Genomic DNA, 26111 nt, shown 5'->3' on the forward strand with positions numbered 1-26111 from the left:
CCGGCGCCTCGATCGCGATCGGCGTGGGCATCGGCTACAACACCGTCGACAACATCGTCACCAGCAGCATCTCCGGCGCGCACGCCGGCGTGACCGCGAACACGGGCGACGTGCGCCTGGTCGCCAACGAAGCCGCCGGCATCGACGCCCGCGCCCAGGCGACCGCCGTGGCCGCCTCGGTGGCGATCTGGGGGATTTCGCTGGCCGGCGCCGGCACGTCGGCGCGCAACGTGATCGGCGGCGGGACCAGCGCCACCATCACCGACAGCACCGTCACCAGCCAGGGCAGCGTCTCGCTGCGTGCGGACGACGACGCCACGATCCACGCCAAGCTGCCGACCGTGGCGGTCGCGGTCGGCGCGACCGCGCTGGCCGTGGCCGCGTCGGTCACCGAGAACACGATCACCAGCACGGTCGACGCCCACATCACCGATGCGACCGTCACCGCGACCACCGGTGGCGTGAGCGTCATCGCCGACTCGAGCGGCACGGTGACGGCCGAGACCGTGACCCTGGCGATCGCGATCGGCCTCGGCGGTGCGGTCGCGGTGTCCGACGCCAAATCGACCGTGACCGGCACGACCCAGGCGTACCTGGGCCTGGGTGCCGACGTGACGGCGCTGGCCGGCACCGTGAGCATCACCTCGACCTCGACCGCGGCGGCCTCGGCCGACATGCAGACCGGCGCCGGCAGCATCGGCATCACCGTGACCTCGGCCTCGGGGACCGCGACCGTGGCGACCGATACGCTCGCCTACGTGACCGGCGGCGCCAGCGTGACGGCGGGCAACCTGCGGGTGCAGACCATCGACGAAGCGGCCGGCAAGCAGACCACCCGCTCCGCCACCGCGACGATGAAGCTCGGCGCCGTCGGCATCGCGGCCGCGGCCGTCGCCGGCTCGACCGCGCTGGTGAGCGGCACGGTGCGCGCGTCGATCGGGCCGGGCGCCCACATCGACACCACCGGCGGCAGCACGACCGTGCAGGCCGATTCGTCCTCCACGGCCTACGCGAAGTCCGAGGGCGGCGCCGGCGGGCTCGTCGGCATCACCGCGTTCAACGCGATCGCCAAGGTCGGCACCGAGGGCGTGGCCTCGGCCACGTCGGCATTCGTCGACGAGGGCACCATCATCGACACCGATGGCCTGGCCATCCGCGCCAGCGGCGTGGGCAGCGCGACCAGCGAGATGACGACAGTCGGCATCGGCCTGGTCGGCATCGCCGCGGGCCAATCGACCGCGATCTTCAACACCACGGTCGACGCGCGTCTGGGCCCGCTGGGCGCGGCCACGCTGCCGGCGGCGCAGCGCACCACGGTCAACGCGACCGGCGCCGTGGTCGTCGACGCGACCTCCGCGCGCCTGGCCAAGGCCAGCGCGGCCGGCGGCGGCGGCGGCGGCGCGGGCATCTCGGACGTCAAGGGCACGGCCCAGGTCAGCGGCGCGACCAACGCGTTCGTCGGCGACGGGGTGAACATCGCGAGTGCGAACAACGTGGCCGTCGGCGCCGAGTCGAAGGGCGCTTCGGCGCTCGCGACCGTGGTCGTCGGCACCGGCGGGTTGATCTCGGTCGGCACCAACAAGGCCACCGCCAGCAGCAACCCGAGCGTCGATGCGCACCTCGGCAGCGGCGTCAACATCGTCACGCACAAGCGGGCCGGGGTCGTCGCCGGCGCGCCGAACGGCGACATCACCGTCAGCGCGATCGGGCGCGGCGAGGCCGACGCCACGGCCGAAGCCGATGGCGGCGGCGCGATCCAGGTCGGCGTCGCGAATGCGTCGGCGGCGATCAACCCGACGGTCAGCGCCACGGTCGGCACGCTGTCGACGCTGGCCGCGGCCGGCAACGTGAAGGTCAGCGCCGATCTGAAGAAGATCCCGAGCACGCCGCCACCGAGCGACCTGATCAAGGACGGCAGCGATGGCGACAACCTCGCCGTCGACACCGGCGCCGACACCGTCGACTTCGACTTCCCGCTGCGCAACGGCGACACGGTGGTGTACGACGCACCGTCGCCCGCGGCCGCCATCGGCGGCCTGGTCGACGGCCGCGAATACAACGTGATCAATGCCGGTACCGGCAAGATCCAGTTCGGCAACCTGTTCGACGCGGCCTCGACCGCGGTCGACGGCCTGACCGACACCCTCACGTTCGCGCAGCCGCATCACTTCGTGGCCGGCGACGCGGTGCGCTACGACGCCCTGGGCGGGCTGTCCATCGTCAATGCCTGGCAGACCACGCTGGCCGCCGGCGACCCGATGTACGTGAACCCGGCCAGTCTGCTGTACGTGCGCACGATCCCGCTGAATCCGGCCGACCCGTCGGCCGGCGTCGACCCGTTCAGGATCAAGCTGGCGCGCACCTTTGCGCTGGCCACGGCGGCCGAGAGCAGCCTGCTGAAGACCTTCGACGCGGCGACCGTGAACGCCGGGGCGGACACCATCGGGTTGACCGGCCACGGCTTCGCCGACGGCCAGTCGGTGACCTACCGTGCCGACAAGGTGCTGCGCTTCTTCACCGAATCGGTGGACGTGTCCGTGGTCGACCGCACCGTCGACGTGAACGGCACCAACCAGACCTTCAAGGACATCACCCGCGACGCCAGCGGCACCGGCCTGCACGTCGACAACAACAACATCTTCCTGGCCAACCACGGCCTCGCGGCGGGCACCGCGCTGACCTATCGCAACACCGGTACCGGCCCGGCGATCGGCGGCCTGGTGAGCGGCACGACCTACTACGTCATCGTCGTCGACGCGAACCAGATCAAGCTCGCGTCGACCTACTTCAACGCGGTCGGCCGCGCTGCGGACGGCAACGGCACCTCGACCACGACCGACGACATTCCCGCGATCGCGGCGGGTCAGGCGATCGCGCTGTCGGCGAGCGGCACGCAGGGCGGCACGCATCAGTTCGAGAAGAACATCAAGGGGCTGCAGGACGGCGTCACCTACTACGTCAACCGCATCGACGCCGACACCTTCCAGCTGATGACCACGCGGGCAGACGCGATCGCCAACACCGCGCCGGTCCAGATCGACAACACCGACACCTTCGCGCTGAGCCAGACCGAAGGGGGCACCCGCAATGTCTCGGTGGTCACGCGCACCGGCAATCATCTCGTCGGCACCACCGGCATCGACCTCGTGGCCGGCAGCGGCACGCAGGCCCTGCTGATCCCGCTGACCTCGCAGCCGGGTGCGGGCGATCACCGCCTGCTGGGCGAGGGCGGCGTCGCGCTGGCCGGCATCTCGCCGCCGCCGGGCGACGGGCAGTCGGGAGTCCGCGCGGTCGGCGGCTCCGGCGGCGGGGCGGACTTCGCGTTCCCGTCGGCCGTGCTGACCGGCAGCTTCAGCGTCATCACGCATGTCGACGCGACCAGCGTCACCGCCGACGGCGACGTGGGCATCATGGCCACCTCGGCCAGCGGTGTCTCGACCTACGCCAACACGACCAGCGGCGGCGGCCTGTCGATCGGCAAGGCCAGTGCGGACACGCGCATCTCGGCCTCGCCGACCCGCGCCTACGTCGGCACCGGCACGCACATCATCGCGGGCGACGACGTGCTGCTCAGCGCCGCGTCCGATCACGCCGTGAGCGCCACGGCCAGTTCCAGCGGCGGCGGCGGCATCGCCGGCAAGATCGCCTTCACGACCGCACGCCTCGACACGAGCACCGAGGCCTACACGCAGAACAACGTCAACATCATCGCCGGCGACGCGCTGGCGATCCGCACCAGCAGCCAGTCGACCGGCCGCACCTCGACCGACACGCTGGCGATCGCGGTCGGCGCAGGCGCCGACTCGGACGACACGAACGGCGACCGCGGCGTGATCATCAAGGCCGCCTCCACCGTCACGGTGGGCTCGGGCTCGGTGCTGTACGGCGACTCGATCGACATCGACGCCGGCATCGACAAGATCGACGGCTACGCCCACGCGCGCAGCGAGGCCTACAGCGTCATCTTCTTCAGCGTGGCGACCGCGTTCTCGCGCGCCAAGGTGGACATCGACGCCGACGCCACCGTCAACCTGAACGGCAGCACCACGCGCCTGACCGGCGTGCAGGGCGTCGACGTTCAGGCCCACGTGAGCGGGGTCACGATCACCCGCGACGCGTCGCAGATCGCGGTCGCGCTGATCCCGCCGCAGAACTCGTTCCGCGAAGGCTCGGCGCTGCTCGACGCCACCGTCAACGCCGCGGCCAACCTGCTCGTCACGGCCGGCGCGCGCAACGCGTCGCGGGTCGGCGAGAACCTGGACGCCGGCCAGTCCGGCCTGGTCGGCAACGCCGCGCTCGGGCAGCCGATGGCGCTTTTCGGCTCGGCCCGGGTCTCCCCGGCGTCCGTCAATGGCGGCGACGCCGCGACGCCGCATGGCGAAGTGCACTGGGATTCGGATGTCGTGATCCTCGGCGGCCTGGCCGGCTCGCCGGAACTGGTGGTGGACGCGAGCGGCAAGGTCGTGCGCTCGAACGCGGTGCTGGTCGACGGCGCGGCACCGGTCGTCGGCCTTGCGGCCGACAGCAACGGCGACGGCACGATCGAGGTCGGCGCGATCGGCAACGGCGGCAACGGTGGGATCCTGTTCTACGCCGACAACGTGATCAAGAACGTCGCGACGCCGGGCGCGTTCGGCTGGCCGCTGTTCGACTTCCGCGCCGGCCTGTCGGGCGTCAGCATCATCGACGCGTCGGGCAAGATCCTCAAGATCAACGGCATCGACGTGATCTCCTCGGCCCTGGCCGCGCCGCCGCTGGTGCGCATGGTCACGCAGGCCGACCAGACCAACCCGGTCGATCCGGGCACGCCGTACACGCTGCAGTTCGACCTGCAGCGCAACGCCGGCACGACGCTGGTCGACATCCAGAAGCGCGGCGCCAACACGCTGCAGCTGAACGGCACGATCAACAACCCCACCGGCTGGACCCACATCCTGAACACGCTGGGCGACATCACGTCGACCAACGCGGCGGGCTGGGTGTTCACCAACGTGCTCGACATCGAGGCGACGGTCGGCCAGATCGGCACGACCGCGAACCGCGTCAACGTCGGGCTGGTGCAGAGCATCGACCGCGGCGAGGCCCGTTCGGCCGCCGATGACAAGATCCGCACCACGCGGCTGTACGCCAATGCGGCCAAGGACATCGACCTGCGCCTGAAGGCCTACGACCGCGTGCCGGCCGACCACCCGCTGCGCCCCGCGGCGCTGACGGTCTACATCGACCGCGTGCAGTCGACCAACGGCAGCGTGGACCTGCAACTCGACGCGAGCGTGGAGCAGTCCGCGCCGCCGTCGACCGGCAACGTGCAGGTCCAGGTCTTCGACAATGCGCCGTCGACCAAGACCTACGACGCGCTGCATTCGCGCCACTTCCTGCCCGACGGCGGCAGCCTGTCGCTGGACCCGGCCGCGTACGCGAGCGGCGGCACGCCGGTGGCGAGCACCTACCGGTTCGAGGAGCGCCAGGCGCGCCCGACCGGCACGGTGCGGCATTTCGCCGGCACCACGGTCGACTACCTGGCCTACGACCCGGTCGTGCTGGTGCCGCTGGCACCGCCGGCATCCTTGCCGGTCACCAGCACGGCCGGCCTGCGCGCCGGGGTCGACATCATCGTGACGGCGACCGACTCGACGCCGGCCGCGACCCGCCTGAACGTCACCGGCTTCACCGACATCACCGGCAGCGGGCACATCGACGTGCTCGTCAACGGCTTCATCACGCTCGAGGAGCAGGCCGGCGACTTCCGGGTCGGCGACATCCGCTCGACCGACGACGACGTGATGCTGACCTCGCCCGGGTCGATCCTCGACGCCAACCCGGCCGACGATGCCTTCGGTCTGCTCGATCCGGCCGACGTGACCGGCCGCAACATCACGCTGATCGCGAAGAACGGCGGCAGCATCGGCACCGCCGGCAACTTCCTCGAGACCAACCTGCTCGACAACTACCTCGGCGTGCTGCGCGCCGATGCGCCGGCCAGCATCTTCATCGAGGAGACCTCGGGTGACCTGCGGGTGCATCACGTCGATTCGACCGCCGGCGATGTCACGCTGGTCGCTCGTGCCGGCTCGATCCTCGACGCCAACGACGACGTCAATCCCGATCCGGCCAGCGACGGCACGTTCAGGGACGCGCAAGGCCGCGTCCGCGACGCGATCAACGTCACGGCGCTGAACATCGCGCTCGACGCGCGCGGCGCCACCGGCAGCATCGGCGTCGACGGCGACGACCTCGACATCGACTCGCGCACCGGCGGCCTGCTGTTCGCGCAGGCCGGGCTGAACCTGTTCGCGACCGAAGTCAAGGGCGAGCTCGACGTGATCGCCGCGCGCGCCCTCGGCGGCGTGCTGCGCCTGACCGTGCCCGACACCGGCGCCTTCGACACCGAGAACCTGGTGCTGCTCGCGGGCGGCAGTGCGCGCATCTTCGAGAGCAGCGACACCGCCGTCTCGCTCGGCGAGATCACCGCGTTCGCGACCATCGCGCTGTGGGTCGGCGACAACGTCTCGACCCACGCCAACAGCCGCATCGCGGCCGGCACCGGCATCACGATCCGCGGCGACACGCGCCGCGTCGGCAAGACCAACAACGTCGACACCACCACCGGCAGCCACGACGGCAATGCCGCCACCGACCCGGTCGACATCGGCCGCGGCACGCAGATGGACCTGCGCGGCACGATCGGGCGGCTCGGCGCGCCCGTCTCGCTCGCGACCTTCAACGCCAATGCGAAGGACTTCACGCAGATCTTCGGCCACGACGAGGTCGACACCTTCACGTTCAACCAGACGAAGCTCGATGCGAACACCCGCGTCTACGGCGGCTTCGGCACCAGCGCGGGCGTCGCGCATGACGGCGAGGACCGCTTCATCGTCAACCAGCTGCAGTCGATGCACGTCTTCGCCGACGGCAGCGGCGACACACTGACGCTGGACGGCCAGGTGGACAACGACAGCTACACGGTCAACACGACCGGCAGCCAGACGATCGGCAACGGCAATGACGGCGGCAACAACTACGTCATCAACGTGCTCGACAGCGGCCCGCGCACCGACGCGGAAGACCGCCTGTCGGTCTTCGGCGTCGACGGCAGCGAAGCCGCGGGCGCGGTCGACGACATCTTCCTGCTGCGTCGCGCCGCCACGATCCCGAACGAGCCGGGCGCCGACACGCCCGCCTTCGTCGCGTTGCTGCACGGCTCGCTGGCGCAGGCGCGCGACGGCAGCGGCAGCACCGTGACCCGTCCGCAGGGCGTGGAGCGTGTCAACTACGACGCGCGCCTGAACGGCCGGCTCGAGGTCTACGGCCTGGGCGGCAACGACTATTTCGCGATGGACGACAACAGCGCCATCACGACGCTGGACGGCGGCAGCGGTGCCGACCAGTTCCAGATCGGCCAGCTCTACGGCTCGCAGCGCATCGTGCCGAACGTGCCGGCCAGCGACGCCTTCGGCCTGATCGCGACGACCCGCGGCTACCTGAGCCGCGGCGCGACCATGCCGGTGGTGGTGCAGGGCGGCGCCGGCAACGACACGATCCAGGTCTACAGCAACAAGGCCGAACTCCGCCTCGAAGGCGATTCGGGCGACGACCTGTTCGTCGTGCGCGCCTTCGCGCTGGCGCAGACCGACGCCAACGGCGTGATCCTGAAGGACGCCGCCGGCGTCGCCATTCCGCTGACCACGCGCGACGTGTCCACCGCCGGTCAGATGGACGTGCGCCCCGGCGACGGCAACGACACGGTCCAGTACAACATCAACGCGCCGGTCTCGGTCGACGGCGGCACCGGGTTCGACAAGGTGGTGGTGCTGGGCACCGAGTTCGCGGACAACTTCGTCATCACCGAGCAGGGCGTGTTCGGTGCCGGCGTCAACGTGCGCTACCAGAACATCGAGGTGCTGGAGGTCGACGGGCTCGAGAGCGACGACGACTTCTACATCCTGAGCACGCCGGTCGGCGTGATCACCCGCGTGATCGGCAACCTGGGCAGCGACACGATCAATGTCGGCGGCGATGTCGCCGAGCCGATCGTGATGTCGCAGCTCGACGGCGCCTCGGCCGCGCTGACCCATGCGCTGACGTCGGCCGACGTGCTGTACGACAACCTCCCGGTGGACGGCATCGACCTGACCGTGGCGAAGGCCATCACCGGCGCCGTGATCATCACCGAGAGCGGCGGCAACACCGTGGTGCAGGAAGGCGCGACGACCGATCTGCTCGCCGTCGACAGCTACACCGTGCGCCTGGCCGTGGCACCGTCGGCCGGCACCAAGGTCTACGTCACGGTCTCGGCGTCGCGTTCGCAGCGCGACGAGGAGAAGGGCACGCCGGGCGGCGATTCGATGTGGCTGTCGAAGACGCTGCCGTCGAGCTTCACGCACAGCGTCACCGTCGACGGCCTGCCGACCACGGTCGACGACCGGGCAGTCGTGCTGACCTTCGATTCGACCAACTGGAACACCGCGCAGACCGTCTACGTCTACGGTGTGGACGACACCCGCCCCGAGGGCGAGCGCACCGTCACCGTCAACCACAGCGTCGCCGCGGTGGTCGAGGTGCCGGCCGCCGCCGGCGACGCGGCGGCGCTGGCCGCGCAGAACGCGACCATCGCCACCTTCAACCAGGTCAAGGTGCGCAATGTCGAGGTGCGCATCATCGACAACGACCAGGCCGACCTGGTCGTGACACAGACCAACGGCTCGACGGTCGTGCTCGAAGGCGCGCTGCCGCAGGGCATCCAGGACACCTTCAACCTGAAGCTGGCGAAGGAGCTCACCGGAACGCAGACCGTGACCGTCACGCTCGCGCCCAAGCCCGGCCAGCTGACGCTGTCGACCACCAGCATCGTGTTCACCAAGGACAACTGGAAGCAGGGCGTCGACGTCACCGTCACCGCCGTCGACGACGCGGTGCGCGAGGACTTCAAGCGCTCGTTCATCGACATGGCGGTGACCGCCTCGAGCGGCACCACCGACTACAACGGGCTGAAGAGCCAGCTGGCCGTCAGCGTCTACGACAACGACAACCCGGGCGTGCTGATCGTCGAGAGCGACGGCGCGACCCGCGTCGTCAACGACGACCTGAGCACCGCCGCGAACGAAGGGGTCAGCGACACCTACACGGTGCGCCTGACCTCGGCGCCGACTGCTGACGTCACCCTGACGATCGGCGACGACGGCCAGTTCACGACCACGCCGACGACGCTGACCTTCACGACGAGCAACTGGTGGATCGCCCAGACCGTCACCGTCACGGGCAACCCGAACTATGTGCCGGCGGCCGACAGCCTCGACACGACCACGCAGAAGGTCTGGGCGCCGCGCAAGCACCTGCTCACGCAACTGGGCGGGCCGCTGGAGATCGTCGGCGGCTCGATCGGCGAGCGCGGCCTGACCGATGCGGTCGTGCTGCCGCGGGAACTGAACGCACCGCTGCTCGGCTTGCCGGTCGGCGTGCAGCCGGACGAGCGCGACCAGATCGACACGCTCAACATCTTCGACGACGGCAGCCGCGAGGACAAGGTCGGCATCCTCACCGCGACCACGTTCACCGGGTTCGAGATGGCGCCGGCGCTGAACGTGCCGACGAACGCGTTCGGCGAGGTCTCGATCGGCGGCGGCATCACCTTCGGCAACGTGGGCACCGGCAAATCCAGCATCGAGGTGCTGAACCTGATGATGGGCGAGGGCAACGACACGCTCAGCATCACCGGCACGCTGCAGCCGGCCGACGAGGGCACGGGCGCGAGCCGCGGCCCGGCCCGCCACGGCAACCTGACCGTCGTGCACGGCGGCGGCAACCTGGCCATCAGCGCCACGAATGCGGCCATCGGCGGCGACCGGATCACGATCGCGACCACCGGTCTCACGAACGGCGGCTCGGCGTCGCCGCTGGTCGTCTACGGCGACACCTCGCAGGACGGCCTCTGGTACAGCGGCCTGCCGGCCGTCACCAGCCGTTCCGACAACCTGGTGCTCGGCGCCAAGCTGTTCGACCAGATCGGCACCGCGGACGACTTCTTCCGCTTCCCGCGGGCGAACCCGTTCGACTTCGCCGGCCACGACATCATCGACGCGAGCGCGATGTTCGCCGGCGTGGCGGACGCCGACCTGCCAGGCGTCGGCATCACGATCTACGGCGGCGCCGGCAACGACACGATCACCGGCTCGCGCGCCGGCGACCACCTCGCCGGCGGCTCGGGCGACGACACGATCAGCGGCAACAGCGGCAACGACCTGATCTACGGCGACTCGGGATTCAACGTCGACCCGATCACGCGCACGCTGCTGGTGCCGACGATCGACGGCGGCTACGGCACGCTTCCGTTCGGCCCGGTGCGCGACGAGATGATCGCCGGCCGGGACACGCTGAACGGCAACGACGGCGACGACGTGATCTTTGGCGACCACGGCACGGTGCAGCAGGACGTGCCGCGCGGCCGCGTCTACGGCGGCTACGCGCCGGCGATGGCCGCGCGCGACGCGGTGTTCGGGTACGCGACCGGCAACGCCACCAACTCGCAGCTGTCGTTCGCGGCGAGCGACAAGCTGCTGACGGTCGGCTTCATCCAGGACATCCGCAGCGCGCAGCCGGGCAACGGCGCCGACGACATCATCCACGGCGACGCCGGGCGTGACCGCATCCTCGGCGGCAACGGCAGCGACACGATCACCGGCGATGCCGGTTCCGACCTGATCTTCGGCGACCAGGGCCACCTCAGCTACCTCGGGCCGGACTACTTCGGCACGACAGAGACAGGGCTCGCCGGCCTGGGCACGCTCGACCTGGTCGAGAGCGTCGACACCGGCGCCGCGTACGGCAAGGCCGACACGATCACCGACGACGCCTCCGACGACATCGTCTTCGGCGGCCAGGGTGCGGACGTGATCGACGCCGGCGCGGGCCAGAACATCGTGTTCGGCGACCACGGGCGCATCCTCGGCGTCGACACCGGCGTGAACCGCCCGGTCGGCGACCCGAACCCGACCAAGGTCGACGACGACTACCAGGTCCAGGTCCTGGGCCTCGTCACCTCGATCGACGCGGGTACGGTGAACGGGCTTGGCAACGAGTTCGGCAACGGCAACGACCGGATCACGACCGGCATCGGCCGCGACATGGTCTTCGGCGGCGGCGGGAGCGACACGATCAACGCCTTCGCCAGCAGTGGCGGCGCGGCCGCGCTCGACGGCAACAACATCGTGTTCGGCGATCACGGGCTGGTCGACTACCTGGCCGAGGAGGTGGCGCAGGCCAGTGCATCGAACCCGCTGCGCACCGACGACATCGACCGCATCTGGTCGCTGGATTCGGCGACCGCGATGGGCGGCGACGATACGATCGTCACCGGCAACGCCAACGACATCGTGCTGGGCGGTACCGGCGGCGACACGCTGCTGCTGGGCAACGGCAGCAACATCGTGATCGGCGACAACGCACGGCTCACCAGCGACGAACGTGACCACCGGGCCACCGATCCGGCCTTCGTGTACTCGGTGCACGAATTCCTGCTCTGCAAGATCGACACGATCGGCTTCGAGGACGCAGACGGCGGCGCGGACACGATCGTCGGCGGCAGCGGCAACGACGTGCTGTTCGGCGGCGGCGGCGACGACACGATCTACGCCGGTGCTGGCGACGACCTCGTGTTCGGCGACCAGGGTCGCATCGAGTGCAAGAACGATCACCCGTTCGATCCCGAGACCAGCCTGCGGCCGATCTGCTGGGAGGACTTCCCGCTGCAGGGCTTCCTGCTGTTCGAGGCCATCAACGTCGACAAGTCCACCGGCGCCGGCAACGACCTGGTCTACGGCCAGGATGGCAGCGACCTGCTCATGGGCCAGCAGGGCCGCGACACGCTGTACGGCGGCAACGGCGACGACATCCTGATCGGCGGCAGCAACGTGGCCGGCGCGCTCGACAGCGACGACCGGCTCGATGGCGGCGCCGGTGCCGACGCGATCGCCGGCGACAACGCCGACATCTGCTTCCGGCCGGACGACATCGACGTGCGCATGCGCAACCTCGACGGCACCGCGATCTACGGCACGACGGTCGGCGTGAACGACGGCCAGGTGCTGGTCGGCAACGGGGTCGCGAACGCGAACAATGCGATCGATCCGCTCCACCCGGACGCGAACGCCGCGCGCGATCCGCGTTACGTGGCGCGGGCCGTCGACATCTACGGTCACGTGATCGACAAGAACAGCGGCCACGCCGAATACCACATCGAATTGCTCGACCATGTACAGAACGACGGACTCGTCGCGAGCGACACCCTGGTGACGACGCCGGCCACGATGTACGGCAACGACTACATCGCCGGCGGCGCCGGCGAGGACGAGATCTTCGGCCAGCTCGGCAACGACACGATCCAGGGCGATGGCACGATCGGCGTCGCGGCCGGCGCGACCGGCGAAACCGGCGTGCAGCGCCAGGCGCGCATCGACGCGGCACAACTGTCCGTGGCGATGGCGGCTGGCGGCAGCTTCCTGGTCCCGACGACCGGCTTCACCACGTTCTTCGCTGCGCGCGGCCTGGCCACGGCCGGAACCGCGGGTGACCAGGCGATCGGCGTGGGCGATCTCACCGTGGTGGCGTCGTTCGAGGGCGCGGGCGACGGCGACGACTACATCGAGGGCAACGGCGGCGCCGACGTGATCTTTGGCAACCGCGGGCAGGACGACATCGTCGGTGGCAGCTCCGACCTGTTCGGCTTCATCGCACGCAGCCAGCGCGCGGACGGCAGCGACCTGATCTTCGGCGGCGCCGGCACCGACATCACGCGCAACGACATCGGCGAGGCGACCACCGGGCGCAGCGCCGGCCTGCCGGCCGCATCGGCCAACGACCTGATCGTCACCAACCTCGGCGGCCACGCCCAGGACGCGGACGTCATCCTCGGCGACAACGGCCGCATCCTGCGGCTGGTCGGCGTCAACAAGGCCCAGCGCGGCAGCGGCGACACGCTGGCCACCACTGCCAATGCGACGACGACGTTCGGCGTCTCCAGCACCGGCGGGTTCCTGAACTTCAACTACGACCTCAACGGCGTGTCCGGGGACGGCTACGGCAGCGACGGCAACGCAGCCACCTATGACCGCATCATCGTGCGTGCGGCCGGCTTCCTCGACTACACCGAAGGTGGCATCGACTTCAAGTCGACCGCCGCGCTGGACCGCGGCGCCGCCGACGAGATCCACGGCGAGTCCGGCGACGACCAGATGTACGGCATGAAGGGCAACGACGTGCTGTTCGGCGAAGGCCAGGACGACGACCTGATCGCCGGCTACGGCAACGACTGGATCAGCGGCGGCACCGGCGCCGACGGCGTGATCGGCGACGACGGCCGCATCATGGTCAGCCGCAACGCGACCGGCTACGGCGAGGCGCTGTACGGCGTGCTCGCGCTGCTGCCGGACAACGGCGACACCAGAACCTTCAACGGCAACATGATCAACGAGGCGATCGCGACGCCGGGGTCGATCCAGCAGGCCGTCTCCAACCCGGGCGGCCAGCTCAAGAAGGCGATCAACCTGACCCCGTTCAGCCAGGACCCGCTGTTCAACGGCAACTGGGACGAGTTCACCAGCGGCACCAAGAAGACCCTCGACGATCAGGGCCGACCCGGCGCGCACAACGCCGACGACATCATCTTCGGCGGCCTCGGCGACGACTGGCTGCACGGCGGCTCGGGCGACGACGCGATCTCCGGCGGCGAGGCGCTGGCACAGTCCTTCACGCAGGTCTATGGCGGCGCCGACGGGACGACGCTGCTGGGCATCGCGCGCAGCGACTACGCGCGTCCGTTCAACCCGGTCGACGTGCTGCGTTACCACCCGGACGATCCGAACGGCTGGCACTTCGACCGCACCAAGCGCGCCGGCGAGTTCGAGCTCTACAACGAGTACGACCCGCTGCGCCGGATCTCTCTGACCACCACCGGGCTCCTGAACACGACGGACGCGGGCGGTCTCGCGTGGTTCCTGAACTTCGCCACCACCGAGGGCACCTACGTGCCGGCCGGCACGATCCCGGGCGCAACCGGCCAGCAGGCCACGAGCTACGGCGCGGCCTACAACGACGGCAATGACCGGATCTTCGGCGACACCGGCAACGACTGGCTGGTCGGCGGCACCGGCCGCGACGACATGTACGCCGGCTTCGGCAACGACCTGTTGAACGCGGACGACAACCAGACGACGAACTTCAACCGCAACGACGTGCCCGACACGCAGCCGACCTACGAGGACCGCGCCTTCGGCGGCGCCGGCCGCGACGTGCTGATCGGCAACACCGGCGGCGACCGGCTGATCGACTGGGTCGGCGAGTTCAACAGCTGCATGGCGACCGTGAGCCGCACGCTGCAGCCGCAGCTGGCCGAGTTCCTCTACACGCTCAGCGCCAGCGACGGCGCCGACCCGACGCGCTTCGCCGACACCAACGGCGACCCGGCGCTGCGCTACCGCAACGGCGAGCCGATCGGCGAGCTCGGCGTGGTGCGCCAGAAGGACTTCGCCTGGCAGGCGCAGACCGGCGCGCCGACCGATCCGCAGGCCGGCAACATCCCCGGCGGCAAGCGCGACGTGCTGCGCACCGCGGGCTTCGACGACGGCACGCTGCAGGCGCTCGCGCCGGACAGCGGCACCTGGCAGGTGACCAGCGGCGCGCTGCAGACCGCGTCGACCTCGAAGATCGACGATGCCGTCGCGGTGTACGAAGTCGGCGACGCGCTGCCGTCGTACTTCGAGGTGCTGGCGACGATCAAGGTGATCAAGCCGACGGCCGGCTGGAGCGCGAACAGCTACGTGATCTTCGATTACCAGAGCGCGACCAACTTCAAGTTCGCGGGCCTGAACGTGTCGACGAACAAGCTCGAGATGGGCATCCGCACCGAGGCCGGCTGGCAGGTGCTGAAGCAGGCCTCGTTCCCCGGCAGCATCAAGAACGACACCTGGTACAACGTGATGCTGTCGGTCAATGGCCTGACCGCGACGCTGATCGTCAACAACACCAACGTGTTCAGCTACGTGTTCAACGCGACGGTGGTGGACGGCTGGAGCTACGGGCTGAACTGGGGGCTGGTCGGCTTCGGCTCCAACAAGTCGCGCGGTGCGATGGACAACATCGCCGTGCAGGTCGTCCCGCCGTCCGCCACGGTCGTGCGCACCGACGACTTCACCACCGGCTTCGGCGCGATGGAGACGGCGGTTGCCGGCTCGAGCACCGGCGCCTGGAGCGCGTCGGCGGGCCGCGTCACCGGCACACCGGCGGCCGGCAGCGACGCCGCCTTCCAGTTGCTGAACCTGTCGGGCGTCACGCAGATGCAGGCGTCCTCGCTGCTCGAACTGAGCACGGTGCTGAACACGACCGGCCGCAGCGGCATCGTGTTCGACCGGTACAGCGACACCGACTTCAAGTTCGCCGCGATCGACGTGACGACCAAGCAGGTGATGATCGGCCACCGCACGGCATCGGGCTGGACGCTCGACGCCGTCAAGGCGGTGTCGACCCTGGTGGCCGGCACGGACTACAAGCTCGGCATCTCGATCAAGGGCTCGTCGGTCAGCGTCACGCTGAACGATCAGGCGGCGGTCGGCTTCATTTACAACGCGGTCGGCGTCGATGGCCGGTTCGGCCTGCTCGTCAAGGGCGGCACCGGCAAGTTCGACACCGTGACGGTCAAGACCAACGACCCGACCGTGCCGGCGACGCTGAACCTCGCCGAGCTCGCGCCGGATGCGCTGCGCAGCAGCGCGCCGACGCCCTCGGCCGACCAGGTGCAGATGCTGCTGGCCGAGGCGATCCGCCGCTGGTCGACGATCGAAGACGCCGCCTTGATCGCGCGACTGCGCGATGTCGAGGTCGATTTCGCCGACCTGGACGGCGGCGAACTGGCCGAGTACCACGATGGCCGCATCACGCTCGACGTCGATGCCGGCGGCCGCGGCTGGTTCGTCGATCCGACTCCGCGCGACGACAGCGAGTACAGCGGCACGGGCAGCACGCTGACGGCGCGCGGCGGCGACGCGGCGCGCGGCGTCGACCTGCTGTCGGTGCTGGCGCACGAACTGGGCCACGCGATCGGCTTCGAACACAGCGCCACCGGCGTGATGGCCGAGGGCCTGCTGCCGGGACAGCGCGCGTTGCCGGACCGGTGGCTCGGTGCGTCGAGCGGCATGGCGCTCGCGGTGGCGGCGCCGCTGGGCGCGGCCGAAGGCGCAGCGTCGGCGTCGGTCGCCTCGACGGCGCCGCTGATCGACTGGAGCCGGGCACCGGTGGTGGCCGCCGCGGCGAGCCCGCGCACCGCCGCCACGACGGCCGAGCGCGTGCGAGCGCCGGCGCCGTGGCAGTCGCGCTTCGTCAATCACCTGGGCGCGACGCCCGAACGCATGAACCCGAATGCGGCGCTGCGCCTGCATGTCGACGTCACGCCCCGCGTCACCGCGGAGCTGGCGACGGTGGAGGTGTCGTGACGGTCGACGATGACCGTTTGATGAATTCGAGGCGACGCGATGGTGAGTCCCCTGTGACGATGTCACAGGGGAAGTAACGTCACTTCGCGAGTTCTGCTCCGCTCACCAGAATCGCCGAGTCCCAGCAGGCACCCGAGGAGCAAGAGATGTTGAAAAGGCTCTGCCGCTACATCGCCCACCGCCATGGACGCGGGATTGGCCTCTATCGCGCCGTGTGCCAGCCGAGCGGCGAGGAGTGGGCGGCCTACCTGCGTCGACACGGTGGCCTGCACGCGATGGGCGAGGATTGCTCGATCCAGACCAACGTGACCATCACCGACCCCGCCTACGTCACGCTCGGCGACAACGTGCGGCTGTCCGGCTGCACGCTGTTCGGGCACGACGGCGTGGTCAACATGCTGAACCGGGCCTATGGCCGCAAGCTCGACCGGGTCGGCCGGATCCGCATCGGCAACCACGTGTTCATCGGCCACGACTGCGTCGTGATGCCCGATGTCACGATCGGTGACTGCGTCGTCGTCGCGACCAACTCGGTCGTCACCTCGGACCTCGACGGCGGATTCGTCTACGCCGGGTCGCCGGCCAGGCCGATCGGCCGAGTCGACCAGTTGGTCGAGAAGCTGCAGCGCGACAGTGACGCCTATCCCTGGGCCCCGCTGATCGCCACGCGTCACGGTGGCTTCGACGCGGCGATGGAGCCGGTGCTGAAGCAGATGCGCGTCGCGCATTTCTACCAGGGTTGAGTACTGGTCCCGCGGACAGATTCGAGCCTTTACGGCCGTACTCCCGCTTGTCCGGCTCTCTGGCGAGGGGATCCCGCCGCGCTCCAAGGAACAAGGGCCTCGACGGGCCCTTGTTGAGATTGCCGCGTGCAGCGGCTCGGCGGGATCAGATGGCCTTGCGGCGACGCACGGCCCAGGCGGTAATGGCAAGACCAGCCAGCATCAGCGCATAGGTTTCAGGTTCCGGAACGGGCGGCGTTGTCGGCGGAACAGTCGCACTATCGACACCTGACAGGCGCACGCTCCAGAAGGTGCCCTTTTGATTCAGCCTCGGGGCGTTGCAGTCGGCGGCTGCCGGTTGGCACCAATCCGCGATCGCAATTGGCGTCGTGCCGTCGAGCTGGAAACCTTGGCTGAGCGTGTTGCCGGCAGCGAAGTTGGGGAACGCTGCGACAGTGAACAGGTAGTCCCCGGCGGCGAGCGACGGAAGCACGAAACCCGAGTCATAGTAGGTCTGGGTGCTCGGGTCGATCGAGGCGTTGTCGTCGTTCTCACCCATGAGCGTCCCGCCCGCGCTCACATTCCAGAGCGCGGTGATCGGGTCGAAGTTGATCCCGTTCAGGAAGGAATCCGTCCAGACCGCGACGTTGGTCGCCGCGTTGTCGAGGTGGAACGCCACCTGGATAACGTCGGTGTTGTTGGTGATGTTGCCGGTGAAGTGGAAGTCCGAGGCGTTTGCAGATGTGGCAAAGGCGGCGAGTGCGAAGGTGGAAAGTACAGACGCGAGCGATTTCATTGTTTTCCCTGGTTTTCGAGCGATTGAGGAAGTACTTCGCAGGTGCATGCCAAGTTGTTGGCTCTCGGCATCAAGCGAAAGTCTCTTCGTGCACAAATGCCGAGACCATCCCGTGAATGCGGGTATCTCGAAGGCTTGCCGCTTCGCGGCCAGAGCGCGTGTGTTGGCGTGCGCCTTGAGCGTCATCACGTCAGACGCCCGGCCTTCTCGGAGCTGGTCCCGCCGACAGGAATCGAACCTGTATTTGCCGCTTAGGAGGCGGCCGTTCTATCCATTGAACTACGGCGAGGGAGGCGAGCGCTTGCCCGCGGCGCCGATTGTCGCCGACCGGCGCGATCCGGCCGGCGGACGCCTGGCACGGCGCTGTGGCGTGCGACTGTCACCGCAGTTAACAGTCGTCGACTCCTACACGCTGCCGGGCAGCTGTTACTTCGCTGCAACGCGGGAACCGGGCAAGATGGCCTCATCGAACGCACTGAAAGGCGGCTCCCGATGAACATGCAGACCAAATCCAGCGCAGCGCACCAGAACGTGCATGGGCGGGCTGCGCGTCAATCGAGCCGCCAGGCCGGGTCGGTGCCGCTGACCACGACGCGCCGCGCTCGCATGCTGGGCTGGGTCAACGGCAGCGAAGGCGAAAGCCGCGAGCAGTTCCTCGACAGCGATGCCGCCGGGCTGCACGAGGCCGGCGAGCGCCGCTGACTGCACTCGCCCCTGAGCCAGCCCGCTACTTCCAGCGCCAGGTCCAGATCACGTCGAACGAGTTGTCGTCGCCCGATTGCGCGCGCAGCGTCAGGCGTTGCGCGACTCGGTAGATGAGCTGGAAGCTCCCGGTCGTGGCGTTCAGGCCGCGCTCGTAGCCCACGTACCAGCGTTTCGACAACTGCTTGCCGAGCGCGATCACCGTCTCGCGCACTTCCCCGTCGGTCTGTCGCACCGAAATCTCGTCCAGGCCCAGCGCCTTGGTGATCTGATCGGTCGGCCCGCCGCCTTCGCCGGCCAGCAGCGCCAGCGCGGCGCGTTGCAGCAGCGCGGTGTCGGCGCGGCCGAGGCCGTCGCCTGCACGGCCCATCACCAGCCAGCTCAGCTTGTCGATCTCGGACAGTTCGGGTTCGGAGAACAGGCGTACACGCGGGTTCGCCGCCGTGCCGCTGACCGCGACGCCGACGCGCACGTCCAGGTTCGGCCGGGTGGCCTCGATGTCGAGCCTCGGGTTCTCGATCGGGCCGCTGAACGCGATCAGACCGCGGTCGATCGTCAGCTTCTGGCCGTACGCGGCGTAGGTGCCGTTTTCGGCGCGCACGGTGCCGACGACCGCGAGCCGCCCACCCGGCGCGGTGACGTGGAGTTCGCCGCGCAGCCCGGCGTCCAGCCCGCGACCGCGCACCCGCAGCGCGTCGCCGAGCGTCACCCGCAGATCGAGGTTGACGGCCCGGGCCGGCGTCACGGCGGGCAGCGGTGATGGCGTCGGCGCGGCGGCGGCCGACGCGGCGGCCGCCGGTGACGCCGCGCCCTGCGCGCGCACGACGCTGACGTCGCTGGCCAGCGCGGGCGCGTCGCTGCGGGTGAAGTCGATCAGGCCCTCGTCGACGTTGAAGCGGCCGTCGAACGCAACGGTCTTCGCGTCCAGGTTCAGCGTGCCGGCGCCGCTGGCAACGATCCGCCGGTCGACGCGGCCGAGCAGCTGGAACTTCTCGGCCTCGACGCGCAGCACGGCCTTCGGCGCCTCGCCCAGGCTCGCGTCGCCCGTCAGCCGCAGCGTGCCGCTGCCGCCCTTGGCGGTGAACCGCTCGATGCGCGCGGTGCTGCCCTGCAGGCGGATCGCGACGTCGCCGTCGCTGATGTTCACGCCCTCCAGGAAGTTGCGCACCGCCAGCTTCGATCCCTCGATCTGGCCGGTGTACTCGGGCGCGCCGAACCGGCCGCCGAAACTCGCGCTGGTGTGCAGCGTGCCGCCGAGTCGCCAGCCCGGCGGCACCCAGTTGCCCCAGGCGCCGAGGTCGTCGACGCGCAGCTCGAGCACGCCGCTGAGCGGCGCGTCGGCCGTCGGCCAAGTCGCCTGCGGCGATGTGCGCACGACCTCGGCGCCGGCGACGACGCCGAGCGCGCTGCCGGCCAGGCCCTGCGTGAAGCTCCAGGTGCCGTCGGCCGCGTTGAGGCCGAAGCGCAGGTCGGTCAGGCCGAGGGCGCGGGTGCCGAGCTCGTCGGTCACGGTCAGGTCGCCGCTGCGGCGTTCGATGACCACGTCGGCGCTGAACCCGGGCGCGCTGCGGATCTTCGCGTGGCCGGCGATCGCCAGGTCGCCGCCCCAGCCGAAGTCGGGCTGCGCGCGGGCCAGCAGCGGGGCGATGCGCAGCGGCTCCAGGTCCGCCTCGGCCTCGATCTGCGCGAAGCCGCCGGGCTGCGCCGCGGCCTGCCAGGCGATGCGGCTCCAGCGCAGCGCGCCGCCGAGCATCTCCACGCGGCCCGGTTGCACGGTCGCACGCGCCGGCCCACCGCCCCACAGCACCTCGAGCGCGACGTTCTGGGTGTGCACGAGCGGCGCGCTGCCGGGACTGCTGTTGCGCAGGTCCAACTGCTGCAGCGTGCCGCGCCAGCCGGCGAGGGCTGCGCCGGCCGTGTCGACGAGGCCGCCCTGCGCCTGCAGGACCGCCACTGTCCGCGAGCCGGCCGGGCTCGCGCCGCCGCCCTGCATCGATTCGGCCCAGGCCGGCGGCCGCGCCTTCGATTCGGCGCGCACGGCCAGCGTGTGGGCGCGGCCGGTGCCCTGGAGCTGCAGCGTCAGGCTGTCGAGCGACGGGCCCGCTGCGCCGCCCTGTGTCAGCGCCATCTGCGTCACGCTGCCGTTCGCGACGACCGGCGCCGTCGCCGAGGTGCCGATCGTCCAGCTTGCCTGCGCGCGTTGCAGGCTCAGCGCGCCGGCGCGCAGCGCGCTCGCGTCGAGCTCGCCCTGCGTCGACAGCGCGGGCCAGCGGCCGGTGATGCGGGCCTTCGCGTTCAGCGCGCCGGCGAGCGTCGTGTCGGCGCCGGCGGGCTGGAAAAGCTGGAACACCGGCGCGAGCCGGGCGAGGGCGGGTCCGTCGACCCGCACGTCCCAGACGTCCGAGGCGCCACTGCCGCTGGTGGCGACGCGGCCCTCGGCCCGCAGCGCGTTGCCGTCGGCATCGAGCGTCACGCTGGCCTGCGCAGAGGCGCCGGCGCCGGTGCGCAGGTTCGCCTCGCCGGTCATCGGCACGCCGCCCAACAGGCTCCTGGTGAGCTTGACGCCGCCCTGTCCGCGCAGGGCGGCCAGCAAGTCGGTCGGTGGCAGCGATGCGGCTGCGCTCGGCAGCTCCACCGCCACGTCGCCGGTCGCGTTCAGGCGCGTGACTGCGCGGCGCCACGGTGAATCGTCGCGCCCCGGCCACCACACCGCGGGGTCGAAGTCGACCAGCGTCGCCTGGGCCTTGATCGCCCACGGCGCCTCCGGGCTCGCGTGCGTGACGATCCCGTCGAGCGTCGCGCGCGCGCCGCCCGTGGAGGCGACGAACTTGCGCAGTTCGATGCGCTGCGCGTGCACGCGCGCGTCGAGCTCGAGGCGCACCGCGCGGCTCGCGCCGCGGTCGCGCACCTGGCCGGCGAGCGTCGCGGCGATGTCGACGGTGGGATCGCGAGACGCGCCGCCGGCCAGCGTCAGCGGGCCGTTCAGCTGCATGACCGGCGCGCGCGCGTCGAGCAACGCGGGCTGCAGCGCGCTCATCGTCGCCGCGAGATTCCAGCGCTGCGGGGGCCAGCGACCCGTGCCGGTGAGTCGGCCCGCGCTCGCTTGCGGCGTGCCGAGGTCGGCCTCGAACGCGCGCAGGTCCAGTTCGCTGGGCTGATCGGGCCGCGCCGCGAGTTCCAGCTTCAGCGTGCGCAGCGGCAGGCGGCCTTCGTTCCAGCGGCCGGGCAGCGCGTTCGAGAGATCGATCGACACGTCGGCCGGGCGATCCGCGGCGGTGCTGGCCGCGATGGCCCGCATCGTCAGTGCCGTCGCCGGGGCGGCGCTCGCGAAGGCGGAGAGGTCGAGCGCCTGTGCGCTGGCCTGCAGCTCGCCGAGCGGCCACGCGGCGAACGGCCGAAGCGCGGCGCGCACGTCGAGCGCTTGCGCCGCGTGATCGGCCGACGGCGCGGCGCGCAGCGTCGCCTGCAGCTGCGGCGAGGCGAGCGGGCCGGCGAGCGTGGCGTTCGCGTTCCACGCGGGCATCCCCTCAGCGGCCTGCTGCGCGAGCGCGACCCGGGCGTCCAGCGCCAGCGGTCCGCCGGTGCCGATGCGGGCATCGCCGCTGGCTTTCAGCCGGTCCCAGCTCAGCGCGAGGCGGCTGACGCGGTGTTCGGCACCGTCGTTCGCGCCGAGGTGGACCTGCGCCGACACGTCGCGAATCGGCTGCGCGCCGAGCGGGGTGGCGCGCAACTCGCCGATGCGCAGCGCGCGCAGCTCGAGCTCGATCGGCAGGCGCAGGTCGGTGGGCGCCTGCGCCGGCTCGGCGCGGGTCGACGGCGCGATCGCGATGTCCACGCGCTTGACGTCGAGCGCCTCGATCGTGATGCGCACCCAGCGCGGCGCCGCGGCGCGCTCGATGCGCAGGCCGCGCCAGGTGGGCTCCTGCAGCGTCAGCGTGTCGCTTCCGTCAGGCAGCGGGATGGTCACGCGGCGGGCCGCGAAGTCGCCGATCAGGCTGCCGCGCGGCCCATCGATCCGAATGCCCGGCACCACGGACGCGAGCCAGGCGCTCCCGCGCTCGCTGCGCACCGCCCACCAGCCGCCCGCGACGAGCGTGAGCACCAGCGCCACCACGACGCCCAGGATGCAGGCCGCGATCAGGCGGCCGCGGCGTCCGCGCCGCGGCGCAGCGGCCGGCGCGTCGCGCGGCGTGCTCGGCTCGTCCATCAGAACGCGACGCCCACGCTGAGGTGCACACGCACCTGCTTGACCTGCTGGCCGTAGGCCACATCGACGCGCAGCGGCCCGACGGGGCTGCGCCAGCGCAGGCCGACGCCGTAGCCGACAGCCGGCTTCATGTCCGTCCAGCGGTCGGCCGCGTTGCCGGCATCGACGAACGCCGCCCACCAGTACGCCGGGTACTTCGGCGAGATCGGGCGGGCGATCTCGACGCTGCCGGTCAGCAGCGTGCGGCCGCCGACCGTGATGCCGCGGATCTCGGGGCCGAGCGTGCGGTAGCCGTAGCCGCGCACAGAGTCGTCGCCGCCGGCGCGGAACAGCAGCGTGTCGGGGATGCCGACCACGCTCTTCGCGAACACCTGGCCCGCCTCGACCCGCGCGCTGCCGTACCAGCCGTTGCCGAACGGCTCGTAGTAGGTGAGCCTCGCGTAGGCGCGGCCGAACGGTCCCTTGCTGGTCTCGAGCGGATCGCCGAACACCGAGCGGCTGCCACGCGCAACCCCGAGCGCGGCCTGCGCCGAGGTGGTCAGCCCCTTGGTGGGCAGCAGCACGTTGTCGACGTCGCGGAAGATCCAGTGCGAGTTGACCGACACGGCATCGCCCTGGCTGGCCAGGTCGGCGGCGTCGACGCGCGCGTGGGCGATCTCGGCGAACAGCAGGCGCTCGATGCGGCCGGTGTCCTGCGCGCGGCCGATGCGGGCGTTCCAGCCGAGCTGCTGCTGGTCGTCGACCGTCAGCTTCGAGGCCGACCCGGAGACGAGGTTGCGGTACAAGCCCTCGAGTGGGTAGGTGCTCAGCTCGCCGTCCCAGCTCTTGTTCTCCGGACCGTACTGGACCTTGTTCTTCGCGATCAGCGGCCGGTCGAACACGCGCCGGTTGGTGTGCTCGACGGACACGCGCGGCCCGGTGTTGGCGCTGTAGCCGATGCCGATCGTGGCCTGGTGCTGCGTCAACTCCTTGACACGCACCAGCACCGGCGCGGCGCCCGCGGTGGCCGGGTCGGCATCGAGCTCGACCGAGGCACCCTCGAACAGCCCGAGCTTCTGCAGCCGCTCCTGGAAGTCCAGCAAGGTCTTCTCGCTGTACGGGTCGCCCGGACCGAAGGTGGACAGGCGCCGGATCGCGTCCTCGCCGTAGCGTTTCGCGCCCTCGATGCGCAGAGTGCCGAGCTGATAGAGCGGGCCGCTGTCGAGCACCACCGCCAGGTCGGCGCGGTTCTCCGGCGCATCGACCCGGGCCTGGGTGCTGCTCCAGGTCGCGGCGGCGTAGCCGTCGGCGCGCAGCCGCGCCAGCGTCGCGTTCTTCGCGTCGGTCCACGCGCCTTGACGGAACGGGTCGCCGGGTCGCAGCGGCCACTGCGCGCGCAGCGCGGCGATCTCGCGTTGCGCCGCGACGTTGCCCGCCACGTTCGCCGTCTGCAGCGGGCCGCTGGCCTCGACGCTGACCGCGTGCACGGTCGCGCGCGGGCCGGGCACCACCGTCACCCGCAGCAGCGGCAGGCCGGCCTCGCTGCCGGCGCGCTCGGCGGTCACGACGGCATTGAAGTAGCCCTCGGTCTCGAGCAGTCCGCGCGCCTGCGCCGGGGCGGCGCGCAGCAGGCGTTCGAGTTCGGCGGCGTTGATCGCGTCGGTCGCGGGCGCGTTCTGGAACCGCGCGAGGTCGAGGTAGTTCAGCAGCAGCGCGCGCAGCGGGCCGGGCGCCTGCACGTCGAGCCGGTACTCGGCGCGGTCGACCGGCGCGGAAGCGGCGCCGGCAGGCGCCGCCGCAGCGTCGTCGCGCGCGCCGCCCAGACCGAACGGCAGGCTGGCACAGCCGGCCAGCACCGCGGCTGCGCCCGCCAAGCACGCGGTGCGCAGCACGCCCGCCAAGGTCATTTGCTGAGCAGGCGCATGGCCCCTTCCAGCCCGGCCAGGGTGAGCGGGAACATGCGCTGGTTCATCAACTGCTGGACCACCGCGATGCTCTGGCGGTAGCCCCACACGCCTTGCGGCTCGGGGTTGATCCAGGCGAACTTCGGAAAGGCCTGCGTGAGCCGCGCGAGCCATTCGGCGCCCGGCTCCTCGTTGTTGTATTCGACGCTGCCGCCGGGCTGCAGGATCTCGTAAGGGCTCATCGTGGCGTCACCGACGAAGATCAGCTTGTAGTCCTTGTTGTACTTGCGGATCACGTCCCAGGTGCTGAATTTCTCGCTGTAGCGACGGCGGTTGTTCTTCCACATGAAGTCGTAGACGCAGTTGTGGAAGTAATAAAACTCCAGGTGCTTGAACTCGCTCTTCGCGGCGCTGAAGATCTCCTCGACGCGGTGGATGTGTTCGTCCATCGTGCCGCCCACGTCCATCAGCAGCAGCACCTTCACCTTGTTGTGGCGCTCGGGCACCATCTTGATGTCGAGCCAGCCGGCGTTCGCGGCGGTGCTGCGGATGGTGTCGTCGAGGTCGAGTTCCTCCGCCGAGCCTTCGCGCGCGAAGCGGCGCAGGCGGCGCAGCGCGACCTTGATGTTGCGCGTGCCCAGTTCGAGGCTGTCGTCGTAGTCCTTGAACTGGCGCTGGTCCCAGACCTTCACCGCGCTCTTGTTGCGCGACTTGTCCTGCCCGATGCGGATGCCCTGCGGGTTGTAGCCGTAGGCGCCGAACGGGCTGGTGCCGCCGGTGCCGATCATCCGGTTGCCGCCTTCGTGGCGCTCCTTCTGCTCCTCGAAGCGCTTCTTCAGCGTCTTCATCAGCTCGTCCCAGCCCATCTTCTCGATCGCGGCCTTCTCCTCGGCGCTGAGCTCGAGCTCGAGCTTCTTCTGCAGCCAGTCGAGCGGCACCTCCTGCGTGAAGTCGGTCAGCATCTCGACGCCCTTGAAGTAGGCGGCGAACGCGCGGTCGAACTTGTCGAAGTTGGCCTCGTCCTTCACGAGCGAGGTGCGGGCGAGGTAGTAGAACTCGTCGACGGTGTTGTCGATCACGCCGGCCTGGATCGCCTCGAGCAGCACCAGGTACTCCTTGACGGAGACCTTGAGCTTGGCCGCGCGCAGCGTGAAGAAGAAGTTGATGAGCATGGGCTTCCCCCGGGGAGACCGCTCTATTGTGGCGGCAGTCCCCGCGGCCCGCGCGCGCAGGGGCGTTGCAAGGTCAAGCCCTCTTCGGGGGGACAGGAAAGCCCGGGTCCGTGGCGCGGTGCAGCGCTCGCCTGGCGCAAGCGCCGGCGCG

Annotated in this window: 7 protein-coding genes and 1 tRNA gene (1 of these 8 cut by a window edge); 3 read left to right on the forward strand and 5 right to left on the reverse strand. The window is 70.4% G+C overall.

The window, feature by feature from the left end:
• Together ASC76_RS02870 and ASC76_RS02875 are read left to right on the forward strand one after the other, a co-directional pair.
• Nucleotides 1-16478, forward strand: the 3' portion of a protein-coding gene (locus tag ASC76_RS02870) for an LEPR-XLL domain-containing protein (protein ID WP_056462064.1). Its footprint begins 15280 nt before the window's first position; the window shows 16478 of its 31758 coding nt (coding positions 15281-31758); the start codon falls outside the window, past its left edge; it ends in the stop codon at nucleotides 16476-16478.
• A gap of 146 nt (nucleotides 16479-16624) precedes the next feature.
• Nucleotides 16625-17221 (forward strand): DapH/DapD/GlmU-related protein, encoded by a 597-nt coding sequence (locus tag ASC76_RS02875; protein WP_056462066.1) that lies wholly within the window; start codon nucleotides 16625-16627, stop codon nucleotides 17219-17221.
• A gap of 145 nt (nucleotides 17222-17366) precedes the next feature.
• Here the strand turns inward: ASC76_RS02875 and ASC76_RS02880 are convergent, their stop codons facing one another.
• On the reverse strand, nucleotides 17367-18182 hold the full coding sequence (locus ASC76_RS02880; RefSeq protein WP_235580348.1) for a DVUA0089 family protein: 816 nt from the start codon (nucleotides 18180-18182) through the stop codon (nucleotides 17367-17369).
• A 28-nt stretch (nucleotides 18183-18210) separates the two neighbouring features.
• Nucleotides 18211-18285, reverse strand: a tRNA-Arg gene (locus ASC76_RS02885).
• 203 nt (nucleotides 18286-18488) lie between these two features.
• Here ASC76_RS02885 and ASC76_RS02890 point away from each other — a divergent pair.
• Nucleotides 18489-18698: a hypothetical protein gene (locus tag ASC76_RS02890; RefSeq protein ID WP_056462073.1), complete on the forward strand. Its 210-nt coding sequence runs from the start codon at nucleotides 18489-18491 to the stop codon at nucleotides 18696-18698.
• 25 nt (nucleotides 18699-18723) lie between these two features.
• On the opposite strand, the gene ASC76_RS02895 is transcribed toward ASC76_RS02890, so the two are convergent.
• Genes ASC76_RS02895 through ASC76_RS02905 form a run of 3 tightly spaced genes read right to left on the reverse strand, consistent with a single transcriptional unit; the run spans nucleotide 18724 to nucleotide 25960 of the window.
• Nucleotides 18724-22905 (reverse strand): translocation/assembly module TamB domain-containing protein, encoded by a 4182-nt coding sequence (locus ASC76_RS02895; protein WP_056462076.1) that lies wholly within the window; start codon nucleotides 22903-22905, stop codon nucleotides 18724-18726.
• A complete protein-coding gene (locus ASC76_RS02900) occupies nucleotides 22905-24791 on the reverse strand; it encodes an autotransporter assembly complex family protein (RefSeq protein WP_056462080.1) in 1887 nt (628 codons plus the stop codon). Before ASC76_RS02900 ends, ASC76_RS02895 begins: the two co-directional genes overlap by 1 nt.
• Complete coding sequence (locus tag ASC76_RS02905) at nucleotides 24788-25960, reverse strand: VWA domain-containing protein (protein WP_056462083.1); 1173 nt, start codon at nucleotides 25958-25960, stop codon at nucleotides 24788-24790. Before ASC76_RS02905 ends, ASC76_RS02900 begins: the two co-directional genes overlap by 4 nt.
• Nucleotides 25961-26111 lie beyond the last annotated feature (151 nt).

Origin of the sequence: Rhizobacter sp. Root404, assembly GCF_001425865.1 — a bacterium.
Taxonomy (GTDB): Bacteria; Pseudomonadota; Gammaproteobacteria; order Burkholderiales; family Burkholderiaceae_C; genus LMDS01.